Annotated in this window: 20 protein-coding genes; 10 read left to right on the top strand and 10 right to left on the bottom strand. The window is 66.8% G+C overall.

Translation table 11 applies throughout. From position 1 onward, the window contains the following. The first annotated feature begins 87 nt into the window (after positions 1-87). Positions 88-1,206 carry an alanine dehydrogenase gene (gene ald, locus AC1DDG_RS17735; protein WP_476877084.1) on the top strand — a complete coding sequence of 373 codons (1,119 nt, stop codon included), beginning with the start codon at positions 88-90 and terminating at the stop codon, positions 1,204-1,206. Positions 1,207-1,289: 83 nt separating this feature from the next. Here the strand turns inward: ald and AC1DDG_RS17730 are convergent, their stop codons facing one another. Both AC1DDG_RS17730 and AC1DDG_RS17725 read right to left on the bottom strand, forming a co-directional pair. Continuing rightward, positions 1,290-2,393 carry a Gfo/Idh/MocA family protein gene (locus AC1DDG_RS17730; protein ID WP_476877083.1) on the bottom strand — a complete coding sequence of 368 codons (1,104 nt, stop codon included), beginning with the start codon at positions 2,391-2,393 and terminating at the stop codon, positions 1,290-1,292. Between the two features lie 9 nt (positions 2,394-2,402). After that, a complete protein-coding gene (locus AC1DDG_RS17725) occupies positions 2,403-3,014 on the bottom strand; it encodes a TetR/AcrR family transcriptional regulator (protein ID WP_476877082.1) in 612 nt (203 codons plus the stop codon). A gap of 126 nt (positions 3,015-3,140) precedes the next feature. Here AC1DDG_RS17725 and AC1DDG_RS17720 point away from each other — a divergent pair, with 126 nt between their 5' ends. Together AC1DDG_RS17720 and AC1DDG_RS17715 are read left to right on the top strand one after the other, a co-directional pair. After that, complete coding sequence (locus AC1DDG_RS17720; protein WP_476877081.1) at positions 3,141-3,707, top strand: NAD(P)H-dependent oxidoreductase; 567 nt, start codon at positions 3,141-3,143, stop codon at positions 3,705-3,707. A 222-nt stretch (positions 3,708-3,929) separates the two neighbouring features. Then, positions 3,930-4,853: a GerMN domain-containing protein gene (locus AC1DDG_RS17715; protein WP_476877080.1), complete on the top strand. Its 924-nt coding sequence runs from the start codon at positions 3,930-3,932 to the stop codon at positions 4,851-4,853. A gap of 8 nt (positions 4,854-4,861) precedes the next feature. On the opposite strand, the gene AC1DDG_RS17710 is transcribed toward AC1DDG_RS17715, so the two are convergent. Next, positions 4,862-5,731 (bottom strand): isocitrate lyase/PEP mutase family protein, encoded by an 870-nt coding sequence (locus AC1DDG_RS17710; protein ID WP_476877079.1) that lies wholly within the window; start codon positions 5,729-5,731, stop codon positions 4,862-4,864. Positions 5,732-5,839: 108 nt separating this feature from the next. Here AC1DDG_RS17710 and AC1DDG_RS17705 point away from each other — a divergent pair, with 108 nt between their 5' ends. Beyond that, positions 5,840-7,153, top strand: a complete 1,314-nt coding sequence (locus AC1DDG_RS17705) for an aminotransferase-like domain-containing protein (RefSeq protein ID WP_476877078.1) — start codon at positions 5,840-5,842, stop codon at positions 7,151-7,153. A 112-nt stretch (positions 7,154-7,265) separates the two neighbouring features. Further along, on the top strand, positions 7,266-7,697 hold the full coding sequence (locus AC1DDG_RS17700) for a universal stress protein (protein WP_230121493.1): 432 nt from the start codon (positions 7,266-7,268) through the stop codon (positions 7,695-7,697). A gap of 36 nt (positions 7,698-7,733) precedes the next feature. Here the strand turns inward: AC1DDG_RS17700 and AC1DDG_RS17695 are convergent, their stop codons facing one another. Further along, positions 7,734-9,314, bottom strand: a complete 1,581-nt coding sequence (locus AC1DDG_RS17695) for an AMP-binding protein (RefSeq protein ID WP_476877077.1) — start codon at positions 9,312-9,314, stop codon at positions 7,734-7,736. A gap of 231 nt (positions 9,315-9,545) precedes the next feature. Here AC1DDG_RS17695 and AC1DDG_RS17690 point away from each other — a divergent pair, with 231 nt between their 5' ends. Then, on the top strand, positions 9,546-9,884 hold the full coding sequence (locus tag AC1DDG_RS17690) for a hypothetical protein (protein WP_476877076.1): 339 nt from the start codon (positions 9,546-9,548) through the stop codon (positions 9,882-9,884). A gap of 71 nt (positions 9,885-9,955) precedes the next feature. Here AC1DDG_RS17690 and AC1DDG_RS17685 read toward each other — a convergent pair whose 3' ends face one another. From AC1DDG_RS17685 to hisC, 5 genes are all read right to left on the bottom strand, one after another. After that, entirely contained in the window at positions 9,956-10,585 is a 630-nt protein-coding gene (locus AC1DDG_RS17685; RefSeq protein ID WP_476877075.1) for a phosphatase PAP2 family protein, read from the bottom strand. A gap of 63 nt (positions 10,586-10,648) precedes the next feature. Continuing rightward, entirely contained in the window at positions 10,649-12,241 is a 1,593-nt protein-coding gene (locus AC1DDG_RS17680) for a dihydrolipoamide acetyltransferase family protein (protein WP_476877074.1), read from the bottom strand. A 98-nt stretch (positions 12,242-12,339) separates the two neighbouring features. Then, on the bottom strand, positions 12,340-13,320 hold the full coding sequence (locus AC1DDG_RS17675) for an alpha-ketoacid dehydrogenase subunit beta (protein WP_230120840.1): 981 nt from the start codon (positions 13,318-13,320) through the stop codon (positions 12,340-12,342). Then, complete coding sequence (locus AC1DDG_RS17670; RefSeq protein ID WP_230120839.1) at positions 13,320-14,552, bottom strand: thiamine pyrophosphate-dependent dehydrogenase E1 component subunit alpha; 1,233 nt, start codon at positions 14,550-14,552, stop codon at positions 13,320-13,322. Before AC1DDG_RS17670 ends, AC1DDG_RS17675 begins: the two co-directional genes overlap by 1 nt. 148 nt (positions 14,553-14,700) lie before the next feature. After that, on the bottom strand, positions 14,701-15,819 hold the full coding sequence (gene hisC / locus AC1DDG_RS17665) for a histidinol-phosphate transaminase (RefSeq protein ID WP_476877073.1): 1,119 nt from the start codon (positions 15,817-15,819) through the stop codon (positions 14,701-14,703). A 139-nt stretch (positions 15,820-15,958) separates the two neighbouring features. On the opposite strand from hisC, the gene AC1DDG_RS17660 reads away from it, so the two are divergent. Beyond that, positions 15,959-16,387, top strand: coding sequence for a phage holin family protein (locus AC1DDG_RS17660; protein ID WP_230120835.1), 429 nt, complete (start codon positions 15,959-15,961; stop codon positions 16,385-16,387). An 18-nt stretch (positions 16,388-16,405) separates the two neighbouring features. Here the strand turns inward: AC1DDG_RS17660 and AC1DDG_RS17655 are convergent, their stop codons facing one another. Beyond that, positions 16,406-17,881: a hypothetical protein gene (locus tag AC1DDG_RS17655; protein ID WP_476877072.1), complete on the bottom strand. Its 1,476-nt coding sequence runs from the start codon at positions 17,879-17,881 to the stop codon at positions 16,406-16,408. A gap of 503 nt (positions 17,882-18,384) precedes the next feature. On the opposite strand from AC1DDG_RS17655, the gene purB reads away from it, so the two are divergent. The 3 genes from purB (at position 18,385) to AC1DDG_RS17640 (ending at position 21,215) form a co-directional block, all read left to right on the top strand. Beyond that, the gene (gene purB, locus AC1DDG_RS17650) at positions 18,385-19,827 is read left to right on the top strand and encodes an adenylosuccinate lyase (RefSeq protein ID WP_476877071.1); all 1,443 of its coding nucleotides are present in this window, start codon (positions 18,385-18,387) and stop codon (positions 19,825-19,827) included. A gap of 106 nt (positions 19,828-19,933) precedes the next feature. Continuing rightward, entirely contained in the window at positions 19,934-20,599 is a 666-nt protein-coding gene (locus AC1DDG_RS17645; RefSeq protein ID WP_476877070.1) for a histidine phosphatase family protein, read from the top strand. Positions 20,600-20,711: 112 nt separating this feature from the next. Continuing rightward, positions 20,712-21,215 (top strand): GNAT family N-acetyltransferase, encoded by a 504-nt coding sequence (locus tag AC1DDG_RS17640; protein WP_230120827.1) that lies wholly within the window; start codon positions 20,712-20,714, stop codon positions 21,213-21,215. Positions 21,216-21,394 lie beyond the last annotated feature (179 nt).

The raw sequence follows: 21,394 nt of genomic DNA, 5'->3' as shown, positions 1-21,394 counted from the left end.
CGTGTGCCTCACAGCCGGATCTATTCTGGAAGCACAACTCCCCCGCAACTTCCGGCCCACAAAGCCATAGAACATGGAGCCCAGAAAATGATCATCGGTGTCCCCAAAGAGATCAAGAACAACGAATTCCGAGTCGCCATCACCGCTGCCGGCGTTCACGAGTTCCGCACCCACGGCCACACGGTCCTTCTTGAGCGCGGCGCAGGCCTGGGCTCGGGCATCACGGACGAGGAATACGCCATCGCCGGCGCCGAAATCGTCACCGACGCCGACGAGGTCTGGGCCCGCGCGGACATGGTCATGAAGGTCAAGGAACCCATCGCCGCGGAATACCACCGCTTCCGCAAGGACCTGATCCTCTTCACCTACCTCCACCTCGCCGCCGAACCTGAACTCACCGCCGAGCTCATCAACTCCGGCGTCACCGCCATCGCCTACGAGACCGTCCAGGAAGGCCGCACCCTTCCGCTGCTCGCCCCGATGTCCGAGGTCGCAGGCCGGCTCTCAGTCCAGGTCGGCGCCACCTCCCTCATGGCCCCCGCCGGCGGCAAGGGCGTGCTCCTGGGCGGCGTCCCGGGCGTCCGCCCGGCCAAGGTCGTCGTCCTCGGCGCCGGCGTGGCCGGCACCAACGCCGCCGCCATGGCCCTGGGCCTGGGCGCGGACGTCACCATCCTGGACATCAACATCAACCGCCTGCGGGAACTCGATGCCCAGTACCAGGGCCGCCTGAAGACCGTCGCATCCAACAAGTACGAGATCGAAAAGTCCGTCGTCGACGCCGACCTGGTCATCGGCTCCGTCCTGATCCCCGGCGCCAAGGCCCCCAAGCTCGTCACCAACGAACTCGTCGCCCGCATGAAGCCCGGCTCCGTCCTCGTCGACATCGCCGTGGACCAGGGCGGCTGCTTCGAAGACACCCACCCCACCACGCACCAGGAACCCACGTACAAGGTCCACAACACGATCTTTTACTGCGTGGCCAACATGCCCGGCGCCGTCCCGAACACCTCCACCTACGCCCTGACCAACGTCACGCTCCGCCACGGCGTCGCCCTGGCCAACCTCGGCGTCCGTGCAGCGTTCGACCGCGATCCCGCCCTGGCCGCAGGCCTGAACATCGCCGCAGGACACGTGGCACACCACTCGGTCTCCGAGGCCCACAACCTGCCCCTGGTATCCGACTGGCACGAGCTGGTCTCCGCGTAGCACTTGCCGGAGCTAGCATCGACTGCTCCGTAGCCGCCCTTTTGGACCCCCAGAACGGCAGTTACGGAGCAGTCGATGCTCTTTTAAGCCAAGGCCCGGGCTTGCTCAATCAGTTCCAGCACGTCGACCGGGCCGGCCGGATCGACCGGAACCGGCAGCGGCGAGGATGCGCCGCCGTCGGATATCTTGTCCGCAAGGATCCGGTAGAACTCCGGGTAGGCGCCGCGCTCTGTGGACAGCCGGTCGAGGTGCCCGTCGCGGCCCAGCTTCCCGGCCCACTCGGGCGCTTCGACACCGTACTCTTCGTCCAGCGGTCCCCCGCCGGCAACAATGTAGGGCTCCTGCGGGTCCACGCCGTGCTTGGTGAAGGCCCCCTCGGATCCGAGCACCCGGTAGCGGGGACCCTGCTGGGCGCACAGCATGTTCATCCAGAGGTGGCTCAGCACGCCGGACTCGTGCCGCACCGCCAGGAAGCAGTCGTCGTCCACCCTCTCGCCGGGGCGCCGCGCCAGGAGCTCCGCGTGCACCACCTCGCCCGGCCCGAAGAGCACGAGTGCCTGGTCCAGCAGGTGCGTGCCAAGGTCGAACAGGACGCCACCGCCGTCGGCCGCCGTGGCCTCCGCCTTCCAGGCCTTGGACACCTCCGGGGACCACCGCTCGAACCGTGATTCGAACCGCGTTACCTTCCCCAGGGAACCTTCAGCCAACAGCTCCTTGACGGTGAGGTAATCGCCGTCCCAGCGGCGGTTCTGGAACACTGTCAGCACCCTGCCCAGGCGGGCTGCCAGTTCGATCAGTTCCTGACCCTGCCCGCTGGTCACCGCGAAGGGCTTGTCCACCACGACGTCGAGCCCCGCCTCCAGGGCGGCCTTCGCCAAGGGGTAGTGGGTGGCCGGAGGCGTCCCCAGGACCACGAGGTCAAGGTCGGCCGCCAGCGCGAGGACGGCCTCTCCGTCGGCCACTGTTTTCACACCCGGATAACGTCCCAGCGCGGCCGTCTGGCGTCCGGCATCGGACGTTGCGATAACGTCCAGCGAGTACCGGGAATTGGCCGCGATCAGCGGCGCGTGGAAGACGCTTCCGGACAGGCCGTAACCCATCACGGCGGTGCGAATGGGCTGGCCGGCGTCAGCCGGCTCGGGCCGGGAGGCCGCGGACAGGGGCGAGGAGGGGGAGTCGGTGCTCATGGTGCAACGCTACTCCGCAGGCCCCACCACACGCGTGACAAGCTGGCGCCATGACTCCTCGAGGCGCTCCGGGGAAACCCCGTGCACCCGTACCGCATGGAGCAGCCGCTCCGGATCCAGGGTAGCGCTGAGGGACACCGCCATAAGCCACGGGTCCGCGTCGAAGCCGGCGGCGCGCAGCAGATGCTCAATGTGCCGGTGCCACAAAACAGCAGCCGGCACCTCAAACCGGTTGTACGGCGAGTGGTCCGCGGCCCGGGCCAGGTCGCCGTACTCCAGGACGTAGCCGATGCGCCCGGCACCAAAGGCGATGAGCCGCTCAAGGGGCGGAGCCCCCGGGCCCAGCGGCGGCGGCCCGAACATGAAACGGCCCTGGAACTCGGCCTCGGCGGCACTGAGCAGGGTCATCATGAGCCCGGCCCTGCTGCCGAAGCGGCGGAAAACGGTCCCCTTACCCACGCCGGCGCGTTCGGCCAGCTTGTCCATCGTGAGGCCGTCCACGCCGCATTCGTCGATCAGTTCCCGGGCGGCGCAGAGGAGCAGTTCCCGGTTCCGGGCGGCATCGCTGCGTTCCGGGCCGGACCTGAAGGGGGTTCCGGAGCGGATTGGGATGAGGCTCACACAAAACATTCTAGACCGGGGAATAATATCCGGACCGTAGTCCGTTTACTATTGGTGAAGGCTTAAGACGCCTCCACAACCAACCAGCCGGCGGAGCGTTCCGCGGCCTGATATCAAGGAGTTCACATGTCCAAGAGCACCGTACTCGCCCTGGTCGGCAGCCTCCGCGCCGATTCCACCAACCGCAAGCTCGCCGAGGCCATCCAGCTGAACGCCCCGGAGAACCTTGACATCGTGATCCACGAAACCCTGGGCAACCTCCCCTTCTACAACGAGGACGTCGACGTCGAAGGCCAGGTGCCCGACGCTGCCGCTGCCCTGCGCGCCGCAGCCAATGACGCCGACGCCCTGCTTCTGGTCACCCCGGAGCACAACGGCACCATGCCCGCCTCGCTGAAGAACGCCATTGACTGGCTGTCCCGCCCGTTCGGCGCCGGCGCCCTCGCAGGCAAGCCCACCGCCGTCGTCGGTACCGCCTTCGGCCAGTTCGGTGGCGTCTGGGCCCAGGACGAGGCCCGCAAGGCCGCCGGCATCGCCGGTGCCCGCATCCTTGAGGACGTCAAGCTGGCCGTACCCGGTTCCATGGTCCGCTTCGCGGAGACCCACCCGAAGGACGACGCCGAGGTTGTTGAGCAGATCAAGGGCATCTTCGGCGCCCTCGCCGCTGCCGAGAAGGCCGAGGCAGCAGCCTAGTCCAGGCTCTTTCAGCAAACGCCCCCGGCAACGTCACCGTTGCCGGGGGCGTTTGCCTTTCCGCTTCCCTCCCGGCGTGGCAGCCCGGTTGACGGTCCACCGGCGCAACCATTCCGTGACTGAGCTGCGGCCGAACTGTCACCGCCACTCCGTTCCCCGCCGACTTCCGCCGCCGTAACGTTGAGTTACCGGACGTACCGGAGCAGGAAGTGCGGTGCAGTCATGACGAGCAGACAGGGCGGAAGGGCGCGTACGACGGCGTCTGCCGCCTTTTGCCTGTTGCTTCCGTTGTGGCTGGGGTCCTGCGCGGCTCCGCCGGCACTTTCCGAAAATGCCGGCGCCGGACACACCCCCGCGGCTGCGCCGGGCCCCGCGGCCCCCGCCCCCCAGCCGGCTCCGCCGCCAAGGGCGCCCGAGGACATTTCCGTTCCGGGGCTGGCCCCGAACCAGGGATCCGGCACTGGATCCGGCACGGAGCCGGGTTCGGGGGCCGGCTCAGGGTCCAGCGTCGGCTCAGGCACGGCAGCCGTCCCGTCGCGGGGATCTGCTGGCGGTTCACCGCCGGCCGACACGCCGCCTGCAGCGTCGGCTGCAGCCGGGCCCGCCGAGGGACCCGCCGTCCAGGCGCAGCCCGGCGCCGGAACGCCGGAATCTCCCGCACCGTCAGCCTCGGCTGGCACGGGGACCGGAGGCACCACCGCTAACACCGGCGCCCGGCCAGGCGCCGGCGGGCCCGCGGCCAGCGTAACGGGAACAGCGGTGTACTACGTTGCCCTGGACGACGGCGGCAGTTCGGGCGTGCGGTTCGGCTGCAACGACAGCCTGGTGGCTGTCCACGATGCCGACCCCTCGATCCTGGAGCCGCTTCAGGCCGCCATGAGCCAGCTGCTGTCCGGACGCGGCGCCCCGCCGCCATCAGGCCTGTACAACTCCCTGGCCGCGTCCACGCTGCAATACGTTTCCGGATACTTTGACGGCACCACGGTGGTGGTCAACCTGACCGGCTCGGTACAGCCCGGCGGTGTCTGTGACATTCCGCGGATTGAGGCCCAACTGACCCACACTGCCGTGACAGCGGTCGGCGCCATCCGGGCGGAGATCTACGTCAACGGCGTCAGCCTGGCCCAGGTCCTGAGTCTGCGCTAGCACGCGCGTCACTCCCGGGCCCTTGCCCGGGCAAACAGTGCGTCCATCTCGGCATGGCTGCGGGCTCCGGCCAGTTCCGACCAGTTGCCGTCGCCCAGGACTTCAGCGGCCACCCGGGACACCGTTGCATAAGCGGCCTTCGCGGTGTTGCCGCCGATGCTGATCCGCCGCACCCCGGCGTCGTGCAGTTCCCCGACGGAGGGTGCCCCCACACCGGCCAGGGCGTTCAGCGGTGCCGGGATCCTGCGTGAGAGCTCGTGCAGGGCGTGCAGATCCGTCACGCCGGGAACGAAGATGCCGTCGGCGCCGGCGGCCAGGTACGCCGGGACCCGACGCAGGGTTTCTTCGAAGGCCCGCTCCCGAAAGCGGCCCGAGAGATAGGTGTCCGTCCGCGCGTTGATAAAGAGCCGCACACCGGCCTCCTCCGCCATGGTCCTGATAATGCCGATCCGGCGGGCCTGCTCGGCCACATCTGTCAGCGGTACCCCGCCGGAATCCTCGATGTTCACGCCCACGGCCCCCGCCTCCAGCACCGCCGTGACCGTCCGTCGCAGCAGGCCATCATCGAAGACGCCATCCGCGCCTGCGTACCCCGTTTCGATGTCTGCCGTCACCGGAAGGTCCGTGGCCGCGGCGATCCTGCCCAGCGCCGCCATGGCCAGGGCACGGGGCAGCTGGTTGCCGTCGGGAAAGCCCAGGCTCCACGAGATGGCCGAGCTTGAGGTGGCCAGCGCATGCGCTCCGGCCTCCTCCACCAGCCGTGCCGATGCCGCGTCCCACACGTTCACCAGCACCAGGGGCACCGATCCCTCCGCATGGAGTACTCGGAAGGCAGATGCCTTGGCCGTCTGGGCAGGAACGGACTGGGGTGTGGTCATGGCTCCATTCCATGCCCTGCGCGGACGAAGGTAAAGCCCCCAGCGCCGGACAGATTTCAGTCAACAAATGTTGCCTTCCTGGCAACACTTGGATGTATCCTAGGAACTGTGACCCACGAAACACTTGACGCCGCCGCAGCCGTCCTTCCCGCCGAAGCCATTGATGCGATTGAACGGGCGGCAACGTCCGCCCACCGCCACGATGAACTCTTCTCGGAGCGCGCAGCGAACATCAAGCAGTCGGCCGTCCGGGACGTTTTCGACATCTCGATGCGACCCGGGCTCGTCTCCCTCGCGGGCGGCAGCCCCTACCTGCAGTCCCTTCCCCTGGACAGACTCGCCAAGACGGCTGCGAGGATCATCGCCGAAGATGGACTGACAGCCCTCCAGTACGGCGGCGGCCAGGGCACGGAAGAGCTCCGCACGCAGATCTGCGAAGTCATGGCCGCTGAGGGCATCCTGGACGCCCTACCTGAGAACGTGGTGATCACCGCCGGCTCCCAGTCTGCCCAGGACGTGGCCACCAAGGTCTTCTGCGACCCGGGAGACGTCGTCCTCGTGGAGGAACCCACCTACGTGGGTGCCCTCAACACGTTCGAGGCGTACCAGGTTCAGGTTGAGGCGGTGGAAATGGACGACGACGGCCTGGTACCGGAGCTTCTCGAGGCCAGGATCGCCGCACTCCAGACCGCCGGAAAGAACATCAAGTTCCTCTACACGATCCCCAACTTCAACAATCCCTCCGGCATCACCCTGGCGCAGGAGCGGCGCCAACAGATCGTCGATATCTGCCGCCGGGCCAACATCCTGGTTCTGGAGGACAACCCGTACGGCCTGCTCCGTTTTGACGGGGAACCGCTGGAGCCGCTGCGCGCGGCCAACCCGGACGACGTCATCTACATGGGATCGTTCTCCAAGATCTTCGCGCCGGGACTGCGCATCGGCTGGGCACTCGTCCCGGCACACCTGCTGCGGCGCTACTACCTTGCGTCCGAGGCCGTGACGCTGTGCCCGCCCACGCTGAACCAGATGCTGGTCTCGGCCTATCTTCGGGACTACGACTGGAAGGGCCAGATCCGGACGTACCGGGGTCTGTACGCGGAGCGCTGCCACGCCATGCTGGCAGCGCTGGAGCAGTACATGCCGGAGGGGCTTGCCTGGACACGTCCCGAGGGCGGCTTCTTCGTGTGGGTCACGCTGCCGCACGGCGTGGACACCTATCCGCTGCTGCGCAAGGCGATCGACTGTGGCGTCGTGTTCATTCCGGGCGCCGCCTTCAGCCACTCGGACGAACCGTCAAACAAGCTGCGCCTGGCATTCAGTGCCGTGCCGCCCGACGCCATCGCGGAGGGTGTGCGGCGGCTCGCGCCGGTGCTGCAGGAAGCCATTGATGCGGTCGCCGGAAGGCACGCGGGAACCTGACCTGCGCTGTGTCCCGGCTGCGCTGTAGCCTGAGGATGGGCGCGGCCGGGCTGACGCAGGATGCGATGATGCGTCCCGCACCCGGACGCGGAAAATGAAGAGGAGCGGGACTATGAGCGGAATAATTGTTGTGGGCGTGGACGGTAGCGGAACCGCCCGCAAGGCTGCGGAGACAGCGAGGGACCTGGCCGTGTCGCTGGGGGCGACGCTGCACGTCGTATCGGCCTTCGACACGGACCGGACCGAGGTGTATGGCAGCGGCAGCGATAAATGGATCGTTTCGGATGCCGGCGAAGCCGAGAAGGTGGCCAAGGACGTCGCGGCAAGCCTCGCCGGCACGGACCTCAAGGTCACCTACTCGTCAGCGCGCGGCAAGCCGGCCGAAGCCCTCATCAAAGAGGCAGAACGCTTCGACGCGCGGATGATTGTGGTGGGCAACCGACGCATGCGCGGCCTGGGTCGCGTGCTGGGAAGCGTGGCCAACAGCGTTGCCCACACCGCCTCCTGCGACGTCTACATCGCCAACACCTACGGCGCCGACTAGGAAACTGCTGCGTCCGGCAGGGTTCTCAGCATCCCGCTAAACCTTCAGCATGCGGCGCAGAATCTTGCCGGACGCCGACTTCGGGACAGCGTCGATGAACTCCACCCGCCGGATCTTCTTGAACGGTGCCACCGCCGCAGCCACAAAGTCCATCACGGCGGCCTCATCGAGCGATGCCCCGCCCTCCCCCGGCTGACGGACGACGAAGGCCATCGGGACCTCCTGGCCGTCGGCGTCGCTTGTTCCGATCACGGCGGCGTCGGCGATGCCCGGATGCGTCAGCAGCAGCGCCTCAAGCTCTGCCGGGGCAATCTGGTAGCCCTTATATTTAATCAGCTCCTTCAGCCTGTCCACGATCGTCACCACGCCGTCGGCCCTGACGGTGGCCACGTCACCGGTGCGCAGGTAGCCATCTGCATCCAGGCATGCGTCCGTCTCCTCGGCGCGGTTGAGATACCCGAGCATGACATTGGGGCCGCGGCACAGCAGGTGGCCCGGGCCGCTGGTGCCCTCGGCCGGAATGTCGATGTCCTCGCCCGTAGCCGGGTCCACGAGCCGGCATTCCATGTTGGGTACGGTGAAGCCCACCGAACTCACGGGAACATCCGTCGCGTCCCGCGGGATCAGATGCGAGACGGGGCTCAGCTCGGTCATGCCGTAGCCCTGCAGGACGCGGCAGTGCAGGCGCTGGGCGAGTTTGGCGCCCAGTTCACCATCCAGCGGCGCCGCGCCGGACAGCATGGTGTGGACGGAGCTGAGATCGTACTCATCCACCAGCGGTTGCTTGGCCAAGGCCACCGCCACGGGCGGTGCAATAAACAGGTAGGTGCACCTGTGGTCCTGGATCATCCGGAGGAACTCGGCAAGGTCGAACCGCGGGATAGTGACCAGGCTGGCCCGTTCCCGCAGGGCAAGATTCAGCAGGACGGTCAGGCCGTAGATGTGAAAGAACGGCAGCAGCGCAAGAAGCCTGTCGTCCGGCGTGACACCCAGGAGTCCCCGGGCCTGCTGTACGTTGGCCACAAGGTTCCGGTGGCTGAGCCTCACCCCTTTGGGCCGCCCCGTGGTCCCCGATGAATACGGCAGCACGGCCACGTGTGTGGCCGGGTCAAACGTGACGTCCGGGGCCGGCGCGCCTGCGGTGAGCAGGTCACGGAGCGAAAGGTGACCTTCGGCGCCGTCGAGCACCACGAGCCGCTCGGCGGGAATCCCGGCACGCCCGGCCGCTTCCTTGGCTCCCGGAAGGAGCGCGGACACCGTGAACAGCCACGTAGCGCCGGCGTCCTGGAGCTGGAGGGTCAGTTCGTCCGCGGTGTAGAGCGAATTGACGGTGGTGATCGTGGCGCCGGCCCGGAGGAGCCCGTGGAAGACTGCCGCGAAGGCCGGAACGTTGGGGCAGAGCATCGCCGCAACACCATGCGGACCAAGCCCCTGCGCGGCCACAGCGCCCGCAACTGCATTGATCTGCCCGAGCAGCTGCCCGTAGCTTGTCTGCGCGCCGCTGACGCCGTCCACCAATGCGATGCGGTCCAGATCCCCGGCCGCAAGACCGCCGAAGAGGTAGTCGTAGATGCTTTGGTCCGGAACATCCACATCCGGGAAGGGACTTGAGAACACGCCGTATCTCCTTTGATCCGCACCCGCCTTGCCGGCGGCAGTTGGTGCCACTCTAGTACGGCCCACCCCGCGCCGGGGGACCCGGCGAAACCCGCCCGACTTGACCCGGGTCACGCGCCCTGGTGGGCAGTCTCACCCGTATTTCCGGAGGTCAGCCCCAGTTCAAACGGTAAAATTGAAGGTGCCCCCGATGGTGCGGACAAACCAGCACCTACTACCGCCAGGGACTAAATGCTTACGCTTCAGCGACGCCACCTCGTCGGCCACGACATCCTCCTCGCCCGCCACGGGAACCACATCTGCTCCATGCGGCTGGACCGCAGCGCGGGCCGCGTCATTGCGCTGCTGGACGACGGCTCCGTGGACAGCGCCCCAAACCTCATTTCCCCGGACCTCCGCCTGCCGGACACCCTGCAGAGTGTCATCCGCGATGACTGGAAGTTCCTGACCGCCGTGTCCGGCGGCATTGCTGCCCTGGCCGGGGTGATGATTGCCGCCGCGGTCAACCTGCCCAGCCTCGCCTCCGATCCCGCCCTGGCGCAGCTGCTGACCACCTACCCGGCCTACTGAGGCCCGCTTACCGCAGTCGCCTTTGCTGCTGTCGTCTTTACTGTTGTCCTCTTACGTTCGCGGCCGCGACCTCAGCCGGCGCGGACCAGCAGTTCCCTCAGCAACCACCACAATCCTGTGGTGACCCCGCCGCCAATCAGCGCACCCACAACAACCTGGGCAACGGTGTGCGCCCGCAGCACCACGCGGGACCAGCCGACGGCGGGGATCAGCAGCAGCAGCGGAATCCATGGGGCGCCCAGCATGATGACGGCGATGGCCGTTGACAGGGCTATTGCCCCTGCATGCCCGCTGATTTTCCAGAACAGGCTGATGACGGCGAGCACCACAACGCCGCTGACAATCGCCAGAACCATGACAATCACGCTCCGCGGGGCGTGAATCGCTGTCAGCAGTCCCAGCCCGGCCAGCAGCGACACCACAGCCATGGCCAGAACCGGTGCCCGCTGCCTGCGGTCACTGACGTGGTGGTCCGTGACCTTGCCGAGCCGGACCAGCAGCAGCACGAGGGCGAACGGCAGCACGCACACAAACAGCACGGCCAGCGCTCCGAACCAGACCGTACCGGGGAACCCGGGTTCGATCGCGGGGCTGAACAGGAGCAGGAGACCCACCGTGACGGGCGGCTGGAAGGCCTCCGAGAGGAACCATGCCACACGGTTCCTGGCACGGATGCTCATGAGGTTCCGCTCTTCGTGCATGGCCGGCCCTCCGTCATCCTGTGGCCCCCGGTGACGTCAGTCTAAGGTGCCGCCAGAACGCTGTCAGTCAAGCAGCAGCGCAGGCTCTTCAAGGATCGCGGCGACGTCGGCCATGAAGCGGGCGGACAGGTCGCCGTCCACCACGCGGTGGTCAAAGGACCCGCCGAGCGTGGTGATCCAGCGCGGAATGACCTCACCGTCCAGGACCCAGGGCTTCTGCTTGATGGTTCCGAAGGCGACGATGGCCACTTCGCCCGGGTTGATGATGGGCGTGCCGGTGTCGATGCCCAGCGCGCCGATGTTGGTGATGGTGAGCGAGCCGCCCTGCATCTGGGAAGGCTGGGTCTTGCCGGCACGGGCGGTGGTGGCGAGATCGTTCAGCGCCAGCGCCAGCTCCTTGAGGGAAAGGTCCTGGGCGTTCTTGATGTTCGGGACCATCAGGCCCCGCGGCGTGGCCGCCGCGATGCCCAGGTTCATGAAGTGCTTGACCTGGATCTCGGCAGAATCGCTGCCGTCCGGGTTATCCACCCAGGTGGCGTTCACGCTGGGGTTGCGTGCTGCCGCCCAGATGACCGCCTTGGAAAGGATCAGCAGCGGGGACACCTTGATGCCCTCGAAGTCGCGGGAGGCCTTGAGTCGCTTGACGAACTCCATGGTGCGGCTGGCGTCGACGTCCACGAAGATGCTGACGTGCGGTGCGGCGAACGCGGACTCCACCATCGCCTTCGCTGTAGCCTTGCGGACGCCCTTGACCGGGATCCGCTCGATCCGCTGGTCCTGGGGCCGTCCGGACTTGCCCCAGAAGGTGTCGGCCTGGTCCAGTTCCGCGTCCCGCTGGGCCTGGTAGCTGACCAGGTCCTCACGGGTCACCTCGCCCCGGGCGCCGGTGGGAACCACATCGGCCAGGTCGATCCCCAGGTCCCGGGCGATCTTGCGCACCGGAGGCTTGGCAAGGACCTTGTTCATCAGCCCGGTGATGGTCCCGCCGAAAGTGGGCTTGTCCGGGCCGGTGATGGATCCTGTCGAAGTCGAGGGGTCAGACCCGCTGGTCGGGCCTGTCGAAGCCGCAGGAGCATGACCGGTGATTGAGCCGGTCGAAATCGCGGAACCGCGGGTCTCGAGAGGCTGGACCGGCGGAGCTGTCGAAAGCACCGGCCCGGCCTGCGGGACGGATGCCTTCCGCGGGCGGCGCCTGACGGCGTCGGCCTTCGGACCGGAGCCAACCAGCGGACCGCCGGCCAGGCCGCCGGCCGCTGCACCGCCGTCGGATACTCCCTGCCCGCCAGAAACGGCGGAGCCAGCCCCCGCGGCCGCATCCCCGGCGTCGTCCGGAAGTTTTCCGTACATGAGCGGAGCCGGCTCGGCCGCCTGCAGGGCAGGCGCCGGGACGTCGGCGGGGGTGGGGTCGCCGGAGACAGCGTCGGAAACGCTGATGATGGCTGTTCCGACGTCGATGGTCACACCTTCCGGCACCAGCAGTTCCGTGACGGTGCCGGCGAAAGGCGACGGCAGTTCCACGAGGGACTTGGCCGTTTCGATCTCGCAGAGGACATCGTTGATGGCCACAGTGTCGCCCGGCTTGACCTTCCAGGAGACGATCTCGGCCTCGGTCAGGCCCTCGCCCACGTCGGGGAGGTTGAACTTGTTAAGCGTCATGGGGTCCTCGGGTTTCGAAAGCTCAGGCTTGCCGGCCGGCGCCCGGAGGCGGCCGGAGGCGGAACGTCAGTAGGCGAAAGCGTCAGCGGGTGACAGCGTCAGTAGGCGAAAGCCCGGTCCAGCGCCTCAAGAATGCGGTCGATGTCCGGAAGGTAGTCCTCTTCCACCTTGGCCACGGGGTAGGGCATGTGGAAGCCTCCCACGCGGATGACCGGAGCCTCGAGCGAGTGGAAGGCGCGTTCACCGATCCGGGCCGCGATTTCTCCGCCGATGCCCCCGAAGGTGGGCGCCTCATGGGACACGATCAGTCGTCCGGTTTTCTTCACCGACGCTTCGATCGTGTCGAAGTCGATCGGCGAAATGGAGCGGAGGTCGATGACTTCGATGCTGCGCCCGTCTTCCGCGGCGGCGTTGGCCGCCGCGAGAGCCACGGGAACCAGCGGACCGTAGACCACTACGGTGGCGTCGGTGCCTTCCCGCACAACGTGCGCCTTGAAGGGGTCCTCGGCGAGGCCTGCCGTCTGGGTGTCCACCTCACCCTTGAGCCAATAGCGGCGCTTGGGTTCGAAGACGATCACAGGGTCCTGGCAGTCCACGGCCTGCTGGATCATCCAGTAGGCGTCATGCGGATTGGAGGGGGTGATGATGCGGATTCCGGCGGTGTGCGCGAACAGCGCCTCCGGCGACTCCGAGTGGTGCTCGATCGAGCCGATGCCGCCGCCGTAGGGGATGCGGATGACGACAGGGACTGTCAGGTTCCCGTTGCTGCGTGAGTGCATCTTGGCGAGCTGTGTGGTGATCTGGTTGAAGCCGGGGAACACGAAACCGTCGAACTGGATCTCGCAGACGGGCAGGTAACCGCGCAGGGCCAGGCCGATCGCGGTGCCGATGATGCCGGATTCCGCCAGCGGGGTGTCCACCACGCGGTCGGCACCGAACTCGCCGATCAGGCCGTCGGTGACGCGGTAGACGCCGCCTAGCGGCCCGATGTCCTCGCCCATCAGCAGGGTCTTGGGGTTGTTGCTGAGAGTGGCGCGCAGGCCCTCGTTGATGGCCTTGGCAATGGTCATGGTGGTCATCAGTGGCCAGCCCCTTCTGCGGCGTCCTCGCTGGCGAATCCGGCGGTGTATTCCTCGAACCAGGCCAGTTCCTCGGCTACGAGTGGGTGGGCCTCCACGTAGGTATTGGCGAAGGCAGTCCTGATGTCCGGGGTCTCGGAATCGTACGTGGACTTGCGGATGTAGGCGGCGAGTTCGTCGCCGTCAGCAGCGACCTTCGCGAAGAAGGAGTCATCGGCCATGTCCTCGGAGCGAAGGTATTTCTCGAGCCGCTCCAGTGGGTCCTTGGCCCGCCACAGCGCTTCCTCGGAGGACTCCCGGTACTTGGTGGGGTCGTCCGCTGTGGTGTGGGCGCCGACGCGGTAGGTAAAGGCCTCGATCAGCACCGGGCCGTTGCCCTGGCGCGCATGCTCGAGGGCCCATTCGGTGACGGCGTGCACGGCGATGACGTCGTTGCCGTCCACGCGGATGCCCGGGAAGCCGTAACCCTTGGCACGGTTGGACAGCGGGATCCGCGTCTGCACCGCAGTTGGCACTGAGATGGCCCAGTGGTTGTTTTGGCAGAAGAAAACCACCGGCGCTTTATAGGAGGAGGCAAACACCATGGATTCGTGGACGTCGCCCTCGGAACTGGCACCGTCGCCGAAATAGACCATGACGGCGGCCTTAGGTTCAGCCGGCTGGGAGTCAGCCAGGCCGTTCGCCTCTGCCAACCGCTGGTCGCGCTGGATCCCCATGGCGTATCCCACGGCGTGCGGCGTCTGGGCAGCCAGGACCAGCGTGTACAGGTGGAAGTTGGTGTCCTTGGGGTTCCAGCCGCCGTTGGAGATGCCGCGGAACTGCCGCAAAAGCTCCGCCAGGTCCACGTTCCGCGTGAGGGCAACACCGTGCTCGCGGTACGTGGGGAAGATGTAGTCCTGCGGCTGGCTCGCGCGTCCAGACCCGATCTGCGCGGCCTCCTGCCCCGTCAGCGGAACCCAAAGGGCCAGCTGGCCCTGGCGCTGCAGGGCCGTGGCCTCCTGGTCAAAGCGCCGGATGGCCGCCATGTCGGCATAGAAGCCGCGAAGCTTTTCGGCATCCAGCCTTTCGGCGTACTCGGAGAACACGGAGTCCGTCCCGAGTGTGCCGTCCGGCCCAAGCAGCTGGACCATTTCGGTCCGGGGCTCGCCCAAGGCAGCCTCGGCTTCGGCCTCTAGCTGGTCGTCCACCTCTGTTCCGTCGAACTCGGTGGAGGGCAGATGTGTGGCGCCCATGCCGTCTCCTTGCTTGCCGCATCCGGATGCGTTGCAATGTCGCTGGGATATATGCCCCATCGGGAATGCATTCCGGATGGGGCATATATTTTTGGCTTACTGTTCCTTACTTTATCCGGCGTAGGTAGGCCCGGACGTTTGTTAAGCGCTAGGAACGCCGTGGCGGTTTTGTATAGATTGCACAGAGTTCCAAGAAGCGGGTGTTTGCCTCGGGCTCGCCGATGCTGACTCGTACGCCCTCGGTGCCGAAAGCGCGCACGGAAAGCGCCCGCTCCCCCGCCAACTGGGAGAATTCAGCACTGTTCTCGCCCAGATCCAGCCACACGAAGTTCCCCTGGGCTTCCGGCACAAACCAGCCCAAGGCTCGCAGGCCGGCCGTCACACGGTCCCGCTCATCCACGAGGCTTTGTACCCTTTCTACAACCTGGTCGAAATTCTGCAACGACACCACCGCGGCCTCCTCGGCGATCTGGGACACCGCGAAGGGGGTGGCAGCGACCCGCAGGTGCTGGGTCAGCTCAGGCTGCGAAAGGCTGTAGCCGACGCGCAGGCCCGCGAGTCCGTGCGCCTTGGAGAAGGTCCTGAGCACCACGACGTTGGGGTATTTCCGGTACATCCGGATGCCGTCCACGGCGTTCTCCGCCCGGACGAACTCCTGGTAAGCCTCGTCGATGACCACCAGGACATCTGAGGGAACGGCGTTGATGAAGCGCTCGGTTTCCTCAGCCGTCAGGATGGGACCGGTGGGGTTGTTCGGTGTGCAGAGCAGGATCACCTTGGTGCGCACCGTGACGGCCGCGGCCATGGCATCGAGGTCGTGCCTGCCATCCGCCGTGAGGGGAATCCGGACGCTCTCGGCACCTGCCAGACCTACACAGATGGGATAGGCCTCAAACGACCGCCAGGCGTAGATGACTTCGTCGGCCTTGCCGTCGTCGTTCTGGCCCGCAAAAGTGGTCAGCAACTGGTTAAGGGCGCCGAGGCTGCCCGCGCCGGTGACGATGTCCTCGGCGGGCACGTCCAGGAATTCGGCGAGCGCGGTCCGGAGCTTCGTGCTGAGCGGGTCCGGGTAGCGGTTGAAGTCGGTCTGGGCCGCAATGGCCTCGACGACGGCCGGAATGGGCGGCAACGGGTTTTCGTTGGACGACAGTTTGTAGCTGGCCAGCCCGTCGACGGCGACGGGCGGCTTGCCTGCGGCGTAGCGGGGCAGCCGGTCAACTACCGGTCTCGGCCTGACGCCGCCCGCCATGGTCTCTGATGAAGTCATGCCAACTAGCCTACTTCGCCCTTTCTGTGCCCCGGCTCCGGCCGCACCCGGGGCTCCGTCCGGACCCCAGTCCTGCGACCCGAAGCGGAGGGCCTCCGCCCGCGAACCCGTTCCAAGCTCGATGTGACAGCATGGGCGCATGCGATCTTTCATCGTGCGGGTGCTCATCAACGGACTGGCGCTGTGGATTGCCAGCTGGATTCTGCCCGGACTGGACATCTCCACTGCGGCCACCACCGAGGCCGTGGCCAAGACGGGTGTCAGTCAGGGCACCAACGCCATCGGCATCATCCTGGCCTACCTGTTCATCGGGCTGATTTTCGGCGTGGTCAACGCCTTCGTCCGGCCCGTCATCAGCTTCCTGTCCCTGCCCATCACCATCCTCACGCTCGGGCTGTTCACGATCGTGATCAATGCGGCCATGCTGTACCTGACGTCCTGGATCAGCAGCTACACGCCGGTGCATTTCACGATTGACTCCTTCTTCTGGACGGCCGTGCTGGCGGCGATCGTCATCACCATCATTTCCCTGGTGGCCGACAGGATCCCAGGGGCGCGCCGCCGGTAAAACCGGAATGACAGGGGTTCATCGGCCGCCGGCGGGCCGGATGTCCGCTTGCTTGGGCAATCGCCGGTCCACGTACCGCCGTGTGGCTACCGGCGCTTGCGGTGCGCGGACAAGCTGGAAGCGAGTGGCGGTTGCCGCTCCGCCAGCGCCCACGACGCCCGCAAGCGCGGCGGTGGACGCCACGAGCGACGCGTCGCCGCTCTCCGAGATGGCCCTGGCGCCGGATTCATAGTTGGCCAGTCTGTGGCCCGGTCCCAGACCGGGCTCCTCCCCCAGAGGCGTCAGCACCCGGTTTTGGACTGTCACCGTAACGCGGTCCCGCGTGTCCGGGCTGGGCACCCCGTCCGCTCCCGGAACCCAGTCCTGACGATGTTCCAGATGCAGCGTGCTAATGCCCGGCTCGGGGTTGATGCCGCCTACCGGTGATCCTGCCGTCAGCACGTACTTGAGGTCATATTCCGCGAGGAAAGCCTTATCTTGACTGAGATTCATGGCGTGAATTCCGCCCTGGCTGTAGCCGACGGCCACGACTTGGTCACCAGCCTCCGCGCCGGCCTGCCGCAGTGCGTCCCGGATCGCGGCCCCCGTGTGTTCAGAGCCATACCCCAGGCCTTCGGCGATGCCGTACTCGTCGAAGGGGTTGGAACCGCCTGCGGCACCCGGCTGCGTGCCGGGAATGATGACGATGAAAGCCTCCTGACCGCCCTGTTCCGTCCTGATGATCTCGATCTTGCCGAGGCCGTCCTCATCCACGGTCTCGGCCCTGGCCAGAAGGCCGGCAGGCGAAGCGTCAAGGGTGATCGCCGACGTGGATGCTGCTGTTGCAGTGACAGGGCGCGGCCTGAGTTGCGGCATCACACCGCCGGCAAGCATGCGGATGACATCGGGGACGCCGGATCCCTTCATCCCGGTGGCCGCCGCCACAGTGACGGCTCCGAGGAGGGCCGGAGAATTCACCCCCAATAGGGCAAGGAGGACCGCGTAGTTGCCCGCCACCTCCTCCATGCTGTCCCGGTTCAGCAGCCTGCTAAAGTCCGCGCGGAGGGGATCGCCCAGGCCGCCGAGATGCAGATCCATTATTTGAGCCGGCAGGAGCCTCAGCGCATCGATGCCGGAGCGGAGGCTGGCCAGGCTTCGCTGTTCGGCGGCTTCATAGTCGCGCTTGCACGCCTGAACCTGGCTGGCGATGTCCTGCAGTTCCTCGCGCACGGCCGCGACGGCACGCCGTCCTTCCCAGACGCCCGTGACTGCTTCCATCCCGCTGGACGGCGAATCATTCTGGTACGGGCCCAGTGCCGTCCAGACCCTATGAGCATCCAGTTCCACGGCAGCCAGATCCCGGGCAAGGGCGTTGAGCTCGGTCGCCCCTGCCGAGAGTTCCTCGAGTTGGAATGCGATTCCGCCCACACCGCCGCGTACCGAAAGGAAACCGTCCGAGGCCGGCTCGACCGGCAGCAGCGGGCCGCTACTTTCAGACGGCGTAAGTTCGACCATCAGAACCCGCCAGCCGCAGTCCGCGGGGAGGACAAGGACACATTGTTGGCGTGCCTTCGCACGGACGCAGCGGCCGAGTCCATCCGCTCTCGGGCCCGGCGCAGGGCTCCGGCCTGCAGTCCTGCGCTTTCCCGGAACGCCCTGCCCGCCGGTGACTGCCAGCCAGACAGCTGCAGGCGCGACAGCCGTGAAAGCGCCTCCTCAACCTGTCCTGCGCACGCCTCCAAACGCCGCGCCAGCAATTGGACTTCAAAGCTGCGTGATGAACACGCCGCGGCGTCAGCCGCGCTGATGCTGGCACTCATCCGGTTACTCCTCCTTCTTCTGCCGCACCCGGCACCCGCCGGTTTTCCCTCCTGCCTCCGACGCTACGGAGCGTGGCGGCGCTCCGGAACACCCGCCGTCGGCTATGTGGACAGACGTCTTGGGCTCGTCCTGTTGGGGAGAAGTCACAACGAACCGCGCGCTTTAGCCGGCGCAGAAGTTCGTGAAAGAATCAGGGCATGCCTGAAACTGCCGCCACAGCTGATACCCGTACGCCCTCCGGACGCCTGGCCCTCGCCGCGTCTCCGGAACAGATTGCGCTCGGCCCACTGGACGGCCGCTACCAGTCCGCCGTCGCGCCCCTCGTTGACTACCTGTCCGAGGCCGCCCTCAACCGCGACCGCGTGGCCGTCGAGGTGGAGTGGCTCATCCACCTGACCAGCAACAACGTCCTTCCCGGCGCTGGTTCACTCACCGCGGACCAGCAGGACCGGCTCCGCAAAATCGTCACCGAATTCGACGCCGCCTCCGTCTCCGAACTGGCCGAAATCGAGGCCGTCACGGTCCACGACGTCAAGGCCGTGGAATACTACATCGGCCGCCGTCTTCCCGCGATCGGCATCGAGAACCTGACCGCCATGGTGCACTTCGGCTGCACCTCCGAGGACATCAACAACCTCTCCTATGCGCTCGGCGTCAAGGGTGCTGTGGAGGACGTGTGGCTGCCGGCCGCGCGGGCACTCGTGGCCCAGATCAGCAAGATGGCCGAGGACAACCGCGCCGTCCCCATGCTGTCCCGCACCCACGGCCAGCCGGCCACGCCCACCACGCTGGGCAAGGAACTCGCGGTCATCGCGCACCGCCTGACCCGCCAGCTGGACCGGATCGCCAAGACCGAGTATCTCGGCAAGATCAACGGTGCCACCGGCACCTACGCCGCCCACGTCGCCTCCGTTCCCGGTGCCGACTGGCAGCAGGTCTCCAAGTCGTTCGTCCAGGGCCTGGGCCTGACCTGGAACCCGCTGACCACCCAGATCGAAAGCCACGACTGGCAGGCCGAGCTCTACGCCGACGTCGCCCGCTTCAACCGGATCCTGCACAACGTGTGCACGGACATCTGGAGCTACATCTCGATCGGCTACTTCGCGCAGATCCCCGTGGCGGGCGCCACCGGCTCCTCCACGATGCCGCACAAGGTCAACCCGATCCGCTTTGAAAACGCCGAGGCCAACCTGGAGATCTCCTCCGGGCTCCTGGACGTGCTGGGCTCCACGTTGGTTACTTCACGGTGGCAGCGCGACCTCACGGATTCCTCCAGCCAGCGCAACATCGGCGTGGCATTCGGCCACTCACTGCTGGCGATCTCCAACGTGGCCAAGGGCCTGGACCGCCTTGACGTGGCAGAGGACGTGCTCGCCGGGGACCTCGACACCAACTGGGAAGTCCTGGGCGAAGCGATCCAGATGGTCATGCGCGCCGAGGCGATTGCCGGCGTCGAAGGCATGGAAAACCCGTACGAGCGGCTCAAGGACCTCACCCGCGGGCAGCGTGTGGACGCCGCCCGGATGCAGGAATTCGTCCAGAGCCTGGGGCTGTCGGCGGAGGCCGAGGCCCGCCTGCTCGCGCTGACGCCGGGCAAGTACACGGGCATCGCGGACCAGCTGGTGGACCACCTGAAATAAAGTACGACGGCGGTGCCGGGCCTCGCTGCCCGGCACCGCTGCCGTTTCCGGCCGCTTTTCCAGCGTGTCCCGCTCACCTTCACGACGACGAAAAGGAATGCGAACCATGAGGCTCCTGCTCATCCGCCACGGAGAGACGCCCGGGAACGTGCTGGGGCAGCTGGACACCGCCCACCCCGGACCCGGGCTGACGGAACTGGGAGAACGCCAGGCGGAAGCTCTGCCGAAGGCGCTTGTGAAAGAGCCGATCAGTGCGCTCTACGCCTCCACGCTGCTCCGGACCCAGATCACCGCGGCGCCGTTGGGCCGCGAACTCGGGCTGGACGTCAAGGTGCTGGACGGAATCCATGAAATCGAGGCCGGTGCCCTTGAAAAGCTCACGGACCACGAGGCTCACCGGCGGTACATGACGACGGTCTTCGCCTGGGCCAACAACGACTTCGGCAAGCGGATGCCTGCCGGCCCGAACGGACACGAGTTCTTCGAGCGCTACGATGCCGCGATCGCCAAAGTGACCGCTGGAGCCTCGGACCCCGGTGCCGTGGCCATCGTCAGCCACGGGGCCGCCATCCGCGTCTGGGCAGGCCTCCGGGCGGACAACATCGACATGGAATTTGCGGCGCGGCACGTGCTCGCGAACACCGGCATTGTGGCACTGGAAGGCGATCCCGACGCCGGCTGGACCCTGATCCATTGGGATGCCAGCCCCGTGGGCGGCCTGGCGCTGGCTGACCCCACTGCCGAAGACCCGATGGGACGCTCGGCAGGGTAGCCGGCGGCCTGGTTGCGGCACTGTTCTCTGGACGCTTACGCACGGGAAACACGGCGGAAACGGCGGCCACCTAGGCTTGATATGCATAACCCTTCGGCGAATCGAGGCAGAGATGCAGACCAATCCCAGGCTCAACATTCGGAAAGTCAGCTGGTCCAACCCGGTGGGTGCGGATCTGCGGGCGGCGCAGCAGGCGGAACTCGATGCCCGCTTCGGCTGCACCGACCACGAGCCCGGGCCGAAGCCGTCGGAGGTGGACACCGCCGTCTTCCTGGTGGCGTACGACAAGGGATCGGGCCAGCCGGTGGGCTGTGGAGGGTTGCGGCTACTCGATTCGAACACCGCCGAAATCAAGCGCCTCTACGTTCTGCCCTACACCCGGGGCTCCGGCGTGGCCAGCTCCATCCTGGCGGCCCTCGAGGCGGAGGCCCACGCCCAGGGCATCACCCGCGTCACGGCCGAAGCCGGCTCGGCCCAGCCGGACGGCCGGAACTTCTACGAGAACTCCGGGTTCGAACCGGTGTCCAACTTCGGCCCCTACATCGGCGTCGAGCACTCCTACTGCTACGCCAAGTCCATCGACTCCCACAGCGCGGCGCACACGGCCATGGCCTGACCCGCCCTCTTGCCCACAACCGGCCCGGGGCCGGTATTTATCAAGCTGTTTGTGACAGCGGGGTGGTTTCTTTGTTGTTGATGCCGGCAGTGAGTGGTGATCCCGGGGCGGTGGGCTTGTGTCGGTATCTGTTTGGGTTGCGGGCGTAGCAGGCATCGAGTGTTTCTTGGCGCTGCTGG

It is taken from the genome of Arthrobacter sp. 10L430 (assembly GCF_056395245.1).
Note: the sequence above shows the minus strand (reverse complement) of the source record. Positions and strands in the feature narration are given on the sequence as shown.

Excerpts from the sequence above, each read along its gene's own strand:
- ald (WP_476877084.1), top strand. The coding sequence starts at position 88 with ATGATCATCGGTGTCCCCAAAGAGATCAAGAACAACGAATTCCGAGTC.
- AC1DDG_RS17730 (WP_476877083.1), bottom strand. The coding sequence starts at position 2,393 with ATGAGCACCGACTCCCCCTCCTCGCCCCTGTCCGCGGCCTCCCGGCCC.
- AC1DDG_RS17720 (WP_476877081.1), top strand. The coding sequence starts at position 3,141 with ATGTCCAAGAGCACCGTACTCGCCCTGGTCGGCAGCCTCCGCGCCGAT.
- AC1DDG_RS17715 (WP_476877080.1), top strand. The coding sequence starts at position 3,930 with ATGACGAGCAGACAGGGCGGAAGGGCGCGTACGACGGCGTCTGCCGCC.
- AC1DDG_RS17710 (WP_476877079.1), bottom strand. The coding sequence starts at position 5,731 with ATGACCACACCCCAGTCCGTTCCTGCCCAGACGGCCAAGGCATCTGCC.
- AC1DDG_RS17700 (WP_230121493.1), top strand. The coding sequence starts at position 7,266 with ATGAGCGGAATAATTGTTGTGGGCGTGGACGGTAGCGGAACCGCCCGC.
- AC1DDG_RS17690 (WP_476877076.1), top strand. The coding sequence starts at position 9,546 with ATGCTTACGCTTCAGCGACGCCACCTCGTCGGCCACGACATCCTCCTC.
- AC1DDG_RS17685 (WP_476877075.1), bottom strand. The coding sequence starts at position 10,585 with ATGCACGAAGAGCGGAACCTCATGAGCATCCGTGCCAGGAACCGTGTG.
- AC1DDG_RS17680 (WP_476877074.1), bottom strand. The coding sequence starts at position 12,241 with ATGACGCTTAACAAGTTCAACCTCCCCGACGTGGGCGAGGGCCTGACC.
- AC1DDG_RS17675 (WP_230120840.1), bottom strand. The coding sequence starts at position 13,320 with ATGACCACCATGACCATTGCCAAGGCCATCAACGAGGGCCTGCGCGCC.
- AC1DDG_RS17670 (WP_230120839.1), bottom strand. The coding sequence starts at position 14,552 with ATGGGCGCCACACATCTGCCCTCCACCGAGTTCGACGGAACAGAGGTG.
- hisC (WP_476877073.1), bottom strand. The coding sequence starts at position 15,819 with ATGACTTCATCAGAGACCATGGCGGGCGGCGTCAGGCCGAGACCGGTA.
- AC1DDG_RS17660 (WP_230120835.1), top strand. The coding sequence starts at position 15,959 with ATGCGATCTTTCATCGTGCGGGTGCTCATCAACGGACTGGCGCTGTGG.
- AC1DDG_RS17655 (WP_476877072.1), bottom strand. The coding sequence starts at position 17,881 with ATGGTCGAACTTACGCCGTCTGAAAGTAGCGGCCCGCTGCTGCCGGTC.
- purB (WP_476877071.1), top strand. The coding sequence starts at position 18,385 with ATGCCTGAAACTGCCGCCACAGCTGATACCCGTACGCCCTCCGGACGC.
- AC1DDG_RS17645 (WP_476877070.1), top strand. The coding sequence starts at position 19,934 with ATGAGGCTCCTGCTCATCCGCCACGGAGAGACGCCCGGGAACGTGCTG.
- AC1DDG_RS17640 (WP_230120827.1), top strand. The coding sequence starts at position 20,712 with ATGCAGACCAATCCCAGGCTCAACATTCGGAAAGTCAGCTGGTCCAAC.